We start from the raw sequence: 12,858 nt of genomic DNA, 5'->3' as shown, positions 1-12,858 counted from the left end.
TTTTTTGAATTGTATGCCAAAAATTACCCAGTCAAACTCACAAAATTTAACTCATTCTCAACCAGTTAGCAAAATTCAAAAGGACAAACAAATCTCTCTTAAATCCGACGAGGCAACAATGGCTGCGCTTACTCAACTCGAAGAACGCCGCGATTATTATCACACCTGCATCAACGGAGGATACTAAGCATGAATTTAGCCACCGCAACGCTTGCTCAAAGTTCAATAACTGCGGCTCAACTTTGGCATCAACTAGAGTCAGCAGAAAGCTCAGAAGAAATTGACCAACTGCTGCAATCCCTTTGGCAAACCCAAGAAACCCAGGAACTTGCTGTAGATGCCCATGCCGACTTAGCCGATCAAATTGATGCCGAAATTGCAGGAATTACCGCCCGGATGCAGTATTTGATAGAACTGCATTCAAGAGCTATCAACAAACTCCAGGGGTGGAGAGAGCGCTTAGATAAAACCGTTCTCTACTTCAACGAGTGCGGCGTGTTAACTTCTGAAGTTATCGGCAAACACCGCCGCATTACTGTTAAGGAAAATCCACCTACCTGTGAAGTTTTGATTGACTCATCTCAACTGCCAGAACCTTATCGCCGAGTCGAAACCAAAACCGTAATTTCGGCCGACAAAAAGGCGATTTCAGACGCTTGGAAACAAGGAATGCCTGTAGATGGCACTAGGGTTTTTCGCAAGCGCAAAGTGGTTTACAGCTTGCTTGGCGGTAACAATTTGCACTCTCTTCAAGTCAACCAAACGCTTGAAAGTCGTTCTTCGGATAAAACGCCGTCCAAAAAACGGCGTTAGCCATCTTTTCAGGTGTCACAAATACCTTGATCTGACACCTGAATTGTTAAATATCTCCGAGTTAGACACCTCCGAATTATACCATTTATGAAAAGTCATGCAACAGTAGCAACAGTAGGTTGATTTCGTGAAATAAACCCAACGATGCAGATTGTAGCAAGACTTTTTACAAATGATATTACAATGTGACACGTTTGTTTTGTAAGAGCGAAGACTTAATTTCGGTCGGTATCTCTTATAAATCAATCCAGTATTGAGGGTTCTCCACTTGTTCTTCGGTGACGTTGAACAACATTGATGCTCTACCTTGAATAACCCCGTCAGCATCAAAACTCAAACCTCCAAACTGCTGACTGTTTTCACCTTCTCCAAAAGCAACGCGAGCAAGTGCATCGCTATCGCTATCAGAGAAATAATCCCGTTGGCTTTTCATAGCCGTAGTTGTGCGGACTACTTTCATTTTTTTTCTCCACATTGGGATTGTCATCCTGATTGTAACACGCTACTTCTTTCTTCTAAACCCCTCCAATTGGAGGGGGTAAATATCACTCAGTAGCAGGAATTTGTGAAGGAACAACATTGTCAAAATCTGGACTATTACTGTGCGTAAGTCCTAAAAATGTAAAAACTAGGATTCAGGAGCTAATCAATGAGCAGAAGAAAACTTACCCCAGAATATCGCTCCACAGAATGGGTAGCTGGGGAAGGACTAAAAATCCCAGTCTTTGATATGTCCTTGACTGAAGGTAGAGCAAAGGGGCGGTACCAAGCTGAATCAGAAGTGCTGCGTAACTCCCTGCTTGAACTGCTTTTTGAACCTGAAGAATTAGCATCCCTAACCATCGTTAAACCAGACCCAAATGATACCAGCTTCGACCCTCTGAAAAACATCGATTTCGGAGATGGTATTACCCGAAGAGTTGCTTTCAGCTCCGGCAAAAATGTGTACTTTGCAGACATGGAACTCTCAACCAAAATGTTGAGCTTATTCAAAACCCAACCCGACCACGCCTGTCGCTACGGCTCACTGCTAGTTAGCAGTTGCAACCAAGGAGCCAAATTGTTAGATAGCTCCCTTGACGGCGAAACCTTGCGACTCAAAATTGTTGATTCTCAAAGCGATGACCAAAGTGAAAAAGCGAAAGCTCATAAGTGGCAAACCGGAGACTGTCACGGTAAAATTTCACCGGCACTAGCCCAACAATTAGGAGGGAATTACAACCGACCTTTTCAATTCAGATTTGCCTGGATGCAGGAATGGGGACAAGAAGACTGCCACACTCCAGAAATTAGCTTTCTTGCCAAAGGAACGCTGTTGCCTGATGCTAATTTAACCTCCGACTTGGGTTATGATATCATCATGGATCGCTCCTCTATCAAAGGAGTTGCCGCATTGCAATTAGCTGAACTTATCCCCTGTGGCGACTACGAATTTCCCAAAGCTATACTGGGAAATCGAGGCAACGCCAAAGTAACTGAATACGAAAATTCCTGGCAATTTTCGATTTGGTATTCCGAAGCAGCTATTGGAGCTGACATAGCCACACCGACCAAAATAGAAGTCCAAAAGCTCGCTGACTTGCAAAATAACCGGCTGCAACTTGCCAAATACTTAGTGGAGCAGCACGACAAAAAAGCTGCTTTTCAATCTAGCCTTCACGAAGACAGCAGCGGATTAGAAGACGAAACAGATGAAAAAGCCCAACGCAACGAATCCCGGCTAATTTCAATTTTGAGGAACGACAAACTCGGTCAACTCCTCGACTTTCCCAAAGTCGTCGATTTCATGCAAGAACAACTGGCTAAAAAGTGGAAAGACTTAGCAATTAAGGGAGCAATTCATCATGGTTCAGCAATGGCTCAACCTTGTGACAACCTCCAACCCGGTACAATTGTTGCCCCCCACTTGCGACACGGCACAGAAGTCATCGTTACCCGATACCCAATTGTCAGTAAAGATAACATCCGCCGCTACACAGTAGACAACAAAAGCCAGCGCGAATTAACGCAATACAAAGGGTGCGTTTTCATTCGCTCTGACCAAGCCCTGCAGCATCATCAATGCGATTTTGACGGCGATCAATTAGTGATTACGCCTGCTTCCCGAATGCCGAATATCGCCTCTGAAACCAGGCACGCTAATCAAGAGAATGAGTACGATGCAGTTGAGAAGCGAGAGAAAGTTGACTACACTAAAGCTACCGATAGTGATGGCGATCGCAAGTATACCAAATTGCGGCAAATTGCCGTAGCGATCGCCCAAAATAAAATCGGCTGGGTGGCTACCTTAATCGGGAGAGTGCAATCGTCAGCAGCAGAACCGGGACAGCCAGAAAGTTTATTCAATCAACAGAAGCGGCAGCTTCTTGGAAAGCTATTTGATGCCCTGCAAATTGAAGTGGACAGTCCCAAAAGTGCTACTCGCACCGAAGACCACCACCCCACCTTGTTATCCAAAGCTAAGCAGTGGTCAGAACAGCACCCAAGCTACCTATTTGATTACAAAGACGACCCCAGGCTTTACAAAACGGTGCCATTACCTATAGGAGACGGCACCGCTATCAATTGCATTGCTAGAGAGGCTGTTAACCCAGAGTGGGAACCGACTCGTCTAAAAAGCCGCCACCGCGACGAGTTTCGCTACCTGTTCGAGTCTCCTTCTGACTTAGATGAGCGAGAAAAATGGGAGAAACATTATGTCAGGTGGGCGCAAGATATTAAGGAACGCTATCGAGAAAGGATGGGCGAAATTCACTTGGAGTGCGGCGGCGATTCTAAGGCAATTAAAGAAGCCGTCAGCAAGTTATACGAGAGCTTAAGAGCCGATGTGACCGAAGCTTGGACTGACCCTGAAGAACGGTTTTTAGCTGCTAGTGCGATGTGGCACGTCGAAACCGCCAATCCCAACTTAGAAGTCCCTCGCAAAGCTTGTAAGGAACTTTCTCGCCAACTGCTGATTGAATTCAACCTTGAACCTGAGTACGAGCGACTCCACGAAGCAATGCCAAAAGACACTTACGTTCTGAGCGTCCCTTTCGAGGAATTTGAACTCGACGGCAGCAATAAGACTGTCATGGATAAGAAGCGACAGCCAGTTGGCAAAGACTTAGCTGGACATTGGAAAGAATTGTTAGACAGCAAAGGCATTAAATATGAAGCAACTTTGCATCCGAGCCTGCCAATGGTCAATTTTGCCTTAATTGAACCCAGCGAAAAACTGGTGGGAATTCTTGAGAAGAAGTTTTGCGAAAATGTCAACGACATCGACAGTTTAGACTTAACTTACCGGGATGGTCTTGGTCGCACCAAAGATGTCAGTTCACGCATTGTAGCTCCTGCTGATTATACTTGGCTTGAGTCCCAAAACCAAACACCTAAAGCAGCATTGGTTCTAAATTTGTTTACAGATGAAATTTGCCAGCAATTGCAAAGCTTTCAGTTTGACAGAGCTGAACTGATTGGACAGAAGTACAATGACTTGAAAGATGTTGACTTTAGCAGTCCAAAATGGAGGCAGAAAACATTGACTTTTGAGGTGGGTTCTGTTAGCGGTAGCGGTTCGAGGCGCGACGGCAGCCCTATTGTCCTCCTTGACGGACAAGAATTAGCTATGTTCTCTGCTAATTCACCTAAATTGCCGATCGGCACTACCTTTGAGGCCACTATTGAACCCTCGCATAAAGGCAGCGCTCTGATCTTAAACATCAACCCTAGCTCTGTGCAACTAATTGCATCAGTTGAGGAACTTGCAGAAGTCGCGCCAACTCCTTGTCAAGGGCGATCGCAATCCGTATCGCCAACCCCTACCCAAAAGCGATCGCTTGTATCGCCAACCCCTACCCAAAACAAACCGCCATCTCAACCCGAAGACATTGCTGCCAGCCCCGCCCACCTCTCACAATTGCTGAAAGATGCGATTTCTGAAGCATATAACCAAACTGGAGAAACTAAAATCCCTGTGGGGAACTGGACAGCTTTTATTAGCCAATCTCGCAATAATGTTAGGTGTTTAGTCAGAGATGAAGCTGATAATCCGGTCTTGGCTGCTGACTTGAAAACAGGTCAAATCATTAAAAAACTTTCTGAAAATAACAGCTCTCAGTTTATCAAATACCTCAAAGAGGTTGATGCTGAATTAGCTTCTACATCTTCACCAAAAAGAGATGCAGATACACAACTTTAACATCAACTACCCTACATCTAAGACCGGGTAAGTGTGAACGCCAAGAAAGCTCGTTGACCAAACAGTTAGTTTTTTAGCGAGTTCCAAACAGGAACTATTTATTAGTAGACGACAATTCCCCCTCCGATTGGAGGGGGTCACTTTAACTCCCCAAAACCGCTCTTCCGAGTGAAGTCAGTAGCCATACTGCTCGAATTTCATGGGAAATATCCACTCACGCCGCCACAAAGATTATGGCTACAAAAACAGCATACCGAAGCCGAAGCCAGGGAAACTACATCACCCCTAACACAGCCGAGGGCAAGAAAATCCTCAACTACCTAAGAAATCGCTGCGAGAAAGCTTTAGATTACTGCCTGGAAAACGGACTCACCAGCGTAGAAGATTTTGCCGATGCAATTGAAGAACTAACGGAAGCAGACGGCAAACCTGGCATTAGCGTGGAGGTCAAGCACAACGGACTCGTCCTCAGTTTGAGCGATCGACCCGAGTACGGCTCTACCACAGGAAAGTACATGATGGAGCACTTGGGAGAGCCGGACGACAACCGATTTACTAAAACAGGAATTGAAGCATTACTCGATTCGCCTCGAACTAAAACAAGGTCTAAAAAAGACAATTTACTAGATGAATTGGATGATGAGCAACCCTCCCCCAAGTCTAAATCTAAAGCTGCAACTAAGTCTAAAAAAGACGATTTACTAGATGAATTAGAGGATGAGCAACCCTCGCGTCGATCGAAATTTCAAACGGCAACTAAGTCTAAAAAAGACGATTTACTAGATGACTTAGAAGATGATGAACCATCGCACAGATCGAAATCTAAAGCCAATATCAAATCGAAAAAAGATGAAATAGAAAATTCGGATGACGACGAGCCATCACCCAACTCTAAAACCAAAAGAAGATCCCGAAAAGATGACGTAGAGGAGTTGGATTCGGAAGAACCACTGGTTAAATCTAAAGCCTTAAGCCGCTCTCCGAGAGATGAGCTAAGTGAGTTAGATGAGTTTGAAGTCAAAAAACCTCAACCTAAAGATAAATCACAAGCTAAAAGCCACCTTCAAAACTCTGAGCGAGAAGATTTGGAAGACGAAGAATTATCAACTAAATCCCAAGCCAAAAGAAAACTTCAGACAGATGAAGCGGTAGAAGTTGCTGAATCCTTAGCAGCCACACCTTCCAAAACCAGAACTAGCCAACAGCGACCTCAAGGCAAAAAATCAAACGACCAGAACATCGATAGTATCCTCGATGCTGCTGTACAAGTTAGTGGTAGAACAGCCATTTCTGGAAGTGAGGTAGAAGGCACAACTGTAAGCGGCATGAGCGCTCAAGTTGCGGTTCTCGCTACTCTGATTGGCAAAAAAGCAGCTTCTCAAATTATAGAAGCTGCTCTTGGCGCTGGAAAAGAGCGCCAAGTTGCCGATATTGTCAAAAGGCTCAAAGCTCAAAGCCAGCGAGCTGACTCGCTCTCCCAGCGGGTTACCAACTTGGCTGAAGCGGATTCAATGGCAGATGCAACGGTCGAATCCGAAGCTTTACCAATAGCTGAACCGGAGCCAGAACCGGAACAAAACATCTTATCTGAACCGGATGCCGAATTTGTCTCAACACCCGGTATGCTCTTAGCTAAAGCTGTTAGCAAAGTCCACGGAAAAGTTGATAAAATTTCCGGTCGTGTGAGAGACAACAATTCTGAAAAAACGGCTTCTATTAAGATTGACACAGAGGCGAGTTTTGAAGAACAACTCGTACAAATAAATGAAGCACTCAACCGACTTGAAAAGCGACTCGATACCCTAGAAGAGCGAATAGAAGCTTTAGAGAACAAACTTTCTCTTCAAAAAAGCGAGACAGGCGTTCAAGCTGGGGATGCAAAATTAGAACCGCCCGACAGCTCAACTCCATCCCTCAGCGACCAATTCGTACAAAACGCAACAGAAATAGGTGAAAAAATTTCATTAGAATCAACAATCCCAGCTAGCAGCGCTAGCGCTACTGCTAAAAAAATCACTGTGACAGCCCAAAATCTTACTCAGGACGCCCAACTTGCAGCAACACTGGCAAAAATTTACAGCCTCGCTGAAGAAGAAGCAAATGCGGAAGGCATTGCATTAGAAGATGGAGTTGATTTAGGAGAAGCCAAACTTTATGTCACGAATCTTGACTCCTCTACCGCTGTCAGCTTAAAAACTAAGGAAGGCGAGGAAATGTTCTCAGCAGTACAGGATAAAACTGGAGAATGGAAAGTGACAAACGACTTCCTGAAACCTGAAGAAAAAGAAGAACTCGACCGCTTAAAGATTTTTCAACAAGCTCTCAACCAAGAACGTCTAGCTGAAATGGTAAATAGAAGCGGTCAGGATGAAATCAGCTTTACCGATTCCCAAGGCTCGCGCCTCGACTTTGAAGTCGAATTCAGCGATAAATCCAAGTCGAAGGGTACTGTCAAAGGCTTTAACTCTCACAGCGAGATAGTTTTTGAGGCCAGCCTCCAAAAAGGTAATCTTGAGGTACTTCTGTGCGACATTCCACCCGAAGAAGTAGAAAATCTCCTCTCCCAACAGCAACTCGCTCCAAACCATAACTCCAACAAGCAGGAAGCTAGAAAAACTGAAGCCGAGATGGAGATTTGAAATAACTTTTTTCACTTGCACCCTCCATTTGGAGGGGGTCACTCTCACTGTATAAAATCACCGTTTTTGGTGATTTTGCAGGCAGTAGATGCAGCTTAAATTAGCATTTAAGCAATAAATTTAGCGAGCAAGTGACATGGCTACTTACTTAGACAAAACAAGACATGAACGAAATCAAAACTCATTATTACGCTGGTTAAAACAACAGAAAATCAAACTGGGCGACATTCCCTTCATCGGCATTTGCCTGGCCTCACTCATCTACTTCAGCCTTCACGACCCGCTCTTAATTGCAACTTTAGGCTGCTCCAGTATAGTCTTTTTGAGTTTGTGGCACACCGCTAAAGCAATTCCAATTGTAGAGCGATATATCGGCTGCAAAATTCGATTTTGGCACGTTGCTACTGCCATCATTACCTCCACTGCACTGTGCTCCGTGCTCGATTCCCCCGCCAACGCCATCTTCCTCTCCGGCTTAGAAGAATTTATGACTGAGCTAGCAGAAGGAGCGGCTTCCGCAGGAGGTGAAGCTATTGATGCCGAAGTCATCGAACTGATTTTCAACTTAATTCGCGGAGCCTTCCTTTTGTTAGTAGCAGCCGCGTCTCTTTTTGCTTACAACCAAGCGCAGCAAGGCAATGACTGGCGACCAATTGTGACTCAAGTTGCCTTAGCTTTTGCCATTGTAATTGCCATTGACGTAATAACTTTCCTCTTCATTGGCAATGGCGGTGGCGGAGGTGGAGCTTAATTATCCAAAGGGGAAGGGTTTGTCTTCCCACATCTCAACCTCAAATCTAAACCCTTTAAATTATGCTCAAAGACCCAGATAAAGATTTTATTTCCGTCAATAAGATTCTTGGCAAACAAGCCAGCATCGGCATTATTCCAGCGGAACAGCTAATTCCCTGGATGCTAATCACCGTAATTTCCTACCTCCTCACCAACGGCTTATTCAGCTTAGGAATGCCTTGGTTTTTCACCACTACTTTCTGGCTCATTGTAAGCTGGTGGCTCTTGACAGGTAACAAACCTCACCTTTTTGTAGACAGGTTTAGACCTCCGCCGGGGAATGAGTGGTACAACGGTAATCTTTTATACCTTTCTCCCGTTCCCCAACACCGACCAAACCCGATTCGCCACCGAATCAGCGATTCACAAGTCCGAGTCAAACTTAAACCCAAAGTTGCTCCCACTCAACAAGGAGGTAACAGCCGACTTATGCCCTTCCAAAACTACCAAAACCTCCTGTGTTTAGTCACTATCAAAAAGGATGGTCGAGAAGTTTCTGGTTACTTACTGAATGAAGGCAGTCAATACCAAATTGTATTCGGATTCGAGACGGCTGGCTTTCACAACATCCTGTACCGTCATGAAGTAAACAATGCAGCCACAGCCTTAGAAGAAGGGCTAAAAGACATTCCCCCAGGTGAAAAAATGACCTTTCACACCGGCTGCTACAGCAGCGATTGCCTTCGCCAACAACAGTTAACTGAATTGGCTGACAACTGTCACCTCAAACCCATTTCTGTACTCGTTCGTAACGAACAGAAACGCATTCAAGAACTCAACTTAGCAGGCACCAGACAACTGTGGAACCAAACTATTTTCTGCACTTGGACATTCAACGCTCAATCTGGCTCCAAGTCCAACGACCCTCTGAGTAAATTCATCAATGGAATTATCAACACAGCCAACAGCATTGCTGCACAATTTACAGGCAACCAGCGCATCTACTCTGAACGCTTTTACAAACAACTGCTGCTGGATGCTTTCGAGCAAGGCTACATCCGGTGGGAACTCTTGCTAAACACCAAAATCGGACTGGAAATTCAACCCATGAATGCCCAAGCATTGTGGGGATGGCTGTGGCAAAAATTCAACAGCTCACCCGTACCCCCTATCCCCCAACTTCTCACCTTAAAAGAAACCGCCTCCGACTACAAACTAACCGAAACCCTCAACAGTCACAAACACGCCTGCACCATTTTAATTGAAGGTATGAGCGGCCGTTCGAGCTGCCCGGAACACAGAAAAGCTAGCTCACGCATTTTGCTTCCCGGCAGAAACGCAGAATGCGGCGTGCTAACAATGGAAGAGGGCCCCGGCGGCTGGCTCAATACCAGAGAGCAACTGCAATGGCTCTGGAAAATTATGAGCAACAGCTACGTCCGCGATACTGAAGCCGTTGTCGAAATTAGCGCCGCTCCCAACTTTATTATTCAAGACAACTTAGCAAGGCAAGCTAAACAATCAAAAAGTGCCAAAAAACGCGCTTTAGAAAAAGGTCAAGGTCGCGATGTAGGAGCAGAAGTCAAACAGGAAGAATCCTTTGAAGCCCAGAAAAAAATGTACAAAGGTGCAAGAGCAATTCACGCTGCTGTCACCTTCTTAGTCTACCGACCAACGCCGGAGCAACTAACACACGCTTGCCAAATGCTCTCCCACAGCTTCGGCTCTGCCAAGGTATTAAGAGAGCGCAACATTGCTTGGCAACTGTGGCTAGAAACTTTGCCCATTACTGTAAGCTGGCTGTTGCACAGCAGTTCGCTAATTAACGAACGCCGCCTCACCTTAGACACCGAAACTGTCCCCGGTATTTTGCCCTTAACTGCTGTAAGGGACATCGACTCAAAAGGAGTTGAATTCATCACCAAAGGCGGCAAACCCGTGTACGTTGACCTCATGCACAACCAAACCAGCCGCGCTGTCATAACAGGCGAGTCTGGTTGCGGTAAAAGTGTTTTGGGATGGCGATTTGCAGCAGATGCAATAGCCGCTAATATCCCAGTAGTCGGTATGGACATCTCAGCAGGAAGTGGCAGCACCTTTGAGACAGCAGTAAAACTGTTAGGCGACGACGGTGCGTACTACGACATCACCTCTGGCAGCTCGAATCTACTTGAAATACCCGATTTGAGGCGTTTTGACAGAGAAGAGCGATCGCGCCGACTAGACCAATGGAAAGAGTTTATCAGAAAAGCGCTGACTATTATCAGCATGGGTAAAGTCCGCGACCCAAAATTAGCGCAGCGAGTCGATGCCATTTTGCTGCTAACTCTGAAAAAATTTCTGGAAGACCCAGACATTATCGAGCGCTACAATACTGCCTTTGAAAAAGGCTGGAAATCGACCGCGTGGCAAGAAATGCCAACCCTCACAAACCTCCTGAAATTCTGCACAAAAGAGCAACTAAACCTACAAAACTTTACCGACTTCGACCGCATTGCCATCAACCAAATTATCACTCAATGCAACGCATTACTAGCCTCACCTTTAGGGAAAGCAATTGGCAGACCGAGTACATTTTCACCCGAACCCGCTGTTAAGTTTTTTGCCCTTAGCGGTTTGGGTAACGAACAAGACCAGTATTTAATGGCCATTAACGCCCATGCTGCTTGCATCCGTAACGCACTTTCTCACCCTAAAAGCCTATTTATCGGAGACGAACTTTCGATTTTGTTTAAGAAAGACGGATTTGCTGAAGTAGTAGGCGAACTCTGTGCAGTGGGTAGAAAAAATGGCATTTCAGTGCTCTTGCTAGCCCAAGATATCGACAGTATTTGTGACTGTAGTGCGGGAACTATGATTATGCAAAACATGGTGTATCGAATTACCGGAAGATTGACATCAAACGGAGCCACTTCTTGGATCAAAAATTTGGGATATCCGGCTGAAATTATTAGCCAAAATGCCACAGAAGCTTTCCTTCCCAGAGCTGCCGACCTTTATTCCAATTGGCTAATTGAAAAAGGAGGTCGTTTCTGGCAAAGCCGATACTATCCAGGCGAAATGATATTAGCAAGTGTGGCTAACAATCAAGCTGAATTGATGGCTCGTGCGCGAGTGATGGCTCAATATCCCAATACGTTAAAAGGGCAATTGCTAGCACTCAAACAATTTGCCTCTGAATACGTACAAGCTGTTAAAGAAGGACGTTCATTAACCAATATTGGCAAGAATGCAGTCACTGATATCAATGGACACAAATCCCCTCAAGACCTTATTGCTAGCTAGACGGAGAAAAACCGATGAAATCACCGAAATTTCTTGTCAAACTTGCCCTCGGCATTCCTGCAATTTGGCTGAGCTTAATACTAAATTCTGTTGAAGCAAAAGCCCAAACCTCTGACAGCAATCCGACTGCAACACAGCTTCCCAGCTTAAACAATCCTAACAGCAGCACTTTCAACCGCTCCAGCTTCACAGTGCCCAATCAACAAATAGAAAGCCAAATCCAACAATCAGCTAATAACTTCTTGAGCAACCAGAAAGAAATAGGAGGTATAGAAAACACAATTAGCGACATAACAGGCGAAATTTCAGATACCATCTCCACCATCTCCGACAGCATCTCAGGCATCTGGGACAATTTGTTAAATAAAGTCGAAAAATTCAGCAGTGAAATAGAGTCAACCCTCTCTTCATTCCTGGGAGAATTGAAAGTTCCAGACCTAAAAGAAGCAGTTAAAAGCATAATGGACGGCAACACCTCCGAAAGCGAAGGGACAAAACTATCCGCTGCTTTAGAGAAGAGACCGCAAGATTCTTACAGCCTCAAAGAGAATACCGCAGAACTCGCAGAAAGAGAAAGTGCTGTCAGTGAAGCCAATAAAGCCACTCTCAGTAAAGAAGCTCAACAAAAGCAAGCTCAGATGAAAGAAATTGTCCAGCAGAACGTAGAGCAAACTAATCGCGAGAGCCAAAATTCAATGGAATTGGGTGCTGATTCAGAAGGTCAAGATGTCACCCAGAACATTATGAGAAACATATCTCAACAAAGTGCGATCGCAGCTAAGCAAGCAGCCTTATCAGCAGAAAATCAAAGTGCCTTAGTCATGCAGGGCCAGCAAGCTCAAATCGATCGCAGTTTTGCCAACATTCTCAATGCTCAACAAGCTGAAGAACTCAACGAAATTAACACAGCCCAGAGACGGCAGGATGCTGCGGCTGCTACCGCTTCTTCTACTCAAGCCGGACTGTTTCAAATGCCGGGAGGCATCACCCTGGGTGAATAAGGGGAGTGGGGAGTAGGGAGTGGGGAGTGGGGGAGGGGGAGTGGGGGGGAATGGGGTGAGAGGGTGAGGGGATAAGGGTTTCCTGTTTCCGCTTGTCCCGCTTGTTCTCTCCCACTCTCCCACTCTCCCACTCTCCCACTCTCCCACTCTCCCACTCTCCCACTCTCCCACTCTCCCACTCTCCCACTCTCCCACTCTCCCACTC

The 12,858-nt window shown here is 45.4% G+C and carries 8 protein-coding genes and 1 pseudogene; 7 read left to right on the top strand and 2 right to left on the bottom strand.

Features of this window, described 5'->3' with window-relative positions:
• Nucleotides 1–13 precede the first annotated feature (13 nt).
• Entirely contained in the window at nt 14–187 is a 174-nt protein-coding gene (locus E5S67_RS18650) for a hypothetical protein (RefSeq protein ID WP_172189745.1), read from the top strand.
• A 2-nt stretch (nt 188–189) separates the two neighbouring features.
• Nucleotides 190–813 carry a siphovirus Gp157 family protein gene (locus E5S67_RS18645; RefSeq protein ID WP_172189743.1) on the top strand — a complete coding sequence of 208 codons (624 nt, stop codon included), beginning with the start codon at nt 190–192 and terminating at the stop codon, nt 811–813.
• Between the two features lie 235 nt (nt 814–1,048).
• On the opposite strand, the gene E5S67_RS18640 is transcribed toward E5S67_RS18645, so the two are convergent.
• A complete protein-coding gene (locus E5S67_RS18640; protein WP_172189741.1) occupies nt 1,049–1,273 on the bottom strand; it encodes a hypothetical protein in 225 nt (74 codons plus the stop codon).
• A 189-nt stretch (nt 1,274–1,462) separates the two neighbouring features.
• Between E5S67_RS18640 and E5S67_RS18635 the strand changes: the two genes are divergently transcribed.
• The 5 genes from E5S67_RS18635 (at nt 1,463) to E5S67_RS18615 (ending at nt 12,653) form a co-directional block, all read left to right on the top strand.
• Nucleotides 1,463–4,996 carry a hypothetical protein gene (locus E5S67_RS18635; protein ID WP_172189739.1) on the top strand — a complete coding sequence of 1,178 codons (3,534 nt, stop codon included), beginning with the start codon at nt 1,463–1,465 and terminating at the stop codon, nt 4,994–4,996.
• 233 nt (nt 4,997–5,229) lie between these two features.
• The gene (locus E5S67_RS18630; protein WP_172189737.1) at nt 5,230–7,635 is read left to right on the top strand and encodes a hypothetical protein; all 2,406 of its coding nucleotides are present in this window, start codon (nt 5,230–5,232) and stop codon (nt 7,633–7,635) included.
• A 136-nt stretch (nt 7,636–7,771) separates the two neighbouring features.
• Nucleotides 7,772–8,386: a hypothetical protein gene (locus E5S67_RS18625; RefSeq protein WP_172189735.1), complete on the top strand. Its 615-nt coding sequence runs from the start codon at nt 7,772–7,774 to the stop codon at nt 8,384–8,386.
• A gap of 62 nt (nt 8,387–8,448) precedes the next feature.
• Nucleotides 8,449–11,652 (top strand): hypothetical protein, encoded by a 3,204-nt coding sequence (locus tag E5S67_RS18620; RefSeq protein WP_172189733.1) that lies wholly within the window; start codon nt 8,449–8,451, stop codon nt 11,650–11,652.
• Between the two features lie 14 nt (nt 11,653–11,666).
• Nucleotides 11,667–12,653 carry a hypothetical protein gene (locus E5S67_RS18615; protein WP_172189731.1) on the top strand — a complete coding sequence of 329 codons (987 nt, stop codon included), beginning with the start codon at nt 11,667–11,669 and terminating at the stop codon, nt 12,651–12,653.
• Here E5S67_RS18615 and E5S67_RS32550 read toward each other — a convergent pair.
• Nucleotides 12,620–12,858: pseudogene (locus E5S67_RS32550) on the bottom strand (hypothetical protein); the annotation flags it as partial. The gene E5S67_RS18615 and the pseudogene E5S67_RS32550 sit on opposite strands and share 34 nt — an antisense overlap.

Origin of the sequence: Microcoleus asticus IPMA8, assembly GCF_013179805.1 — a bacterium.
Classification (GTDB): domain Bacteria; phylum Cyanobacteriota; class Cyanobacteriia; order Cyanobacteriales; family Microcoleaceae; genus Microcoleus; species Microcoleus asticus.
This window is presented reverse-complemented; position numbering and strand designations above follow the sequence as displayed.

Coding starts and splice junctions, on each gene's coding strand:
- E5S67_RS18645 (WP_172189743.1), top strand. CDS start 190: ATGAATTTAGCCACCGCAACGCTTGCTCAAAGTTCAATAACTGCGGCT.
- E5S67_RS18640 (WP_172189741.1), bottom strand. CDS start 1,273: ATGAAAGTAGTCCGCACAACTACGGCTATGAAAAGCCAACGGGATTAT.
- E5S67_RS18615 (WP_172189731.1), top strand. CDS start 11,667: ATGAAATCACCGAAATTTCTTGTCAAACTTGCCCTCGGCATTCCTGCA.
- E5S67_RS18635 (WP_172189739.1), top strand. CDS start 1,463: ATGAGCAGAAGAAAACTTACCCCAGAATATCGCTCCACAGAATGGGTA.
- E5S67_RS18650 (WP_172189745.1), top strand. CDS start 14: ATGCCAAAAATTACCCAGTCAAACTCACAAAATTTAACTCATTCTCAA.
- E5S67_RS18630 (WP_172189737.1), top strand. CDS start 5,230: ATGGCTACAAAAACAGCATACCGAAGCCGAAGCCAGGGAAACTACATC.
- E5S67_RS18625 (WP_172189735.1), top strand. CDS start 7,772: ATGGCTACTTACTTAGACAAAACAAGACATGAACGAAATCAAAACTCA.
- E5S67_RS18620 (WP_172189733.1), top strand. CDS start 8,449: ATGCTCAAAGACCCAGATAAAGATTTTATTTCCGTCAATAAGATTCTT.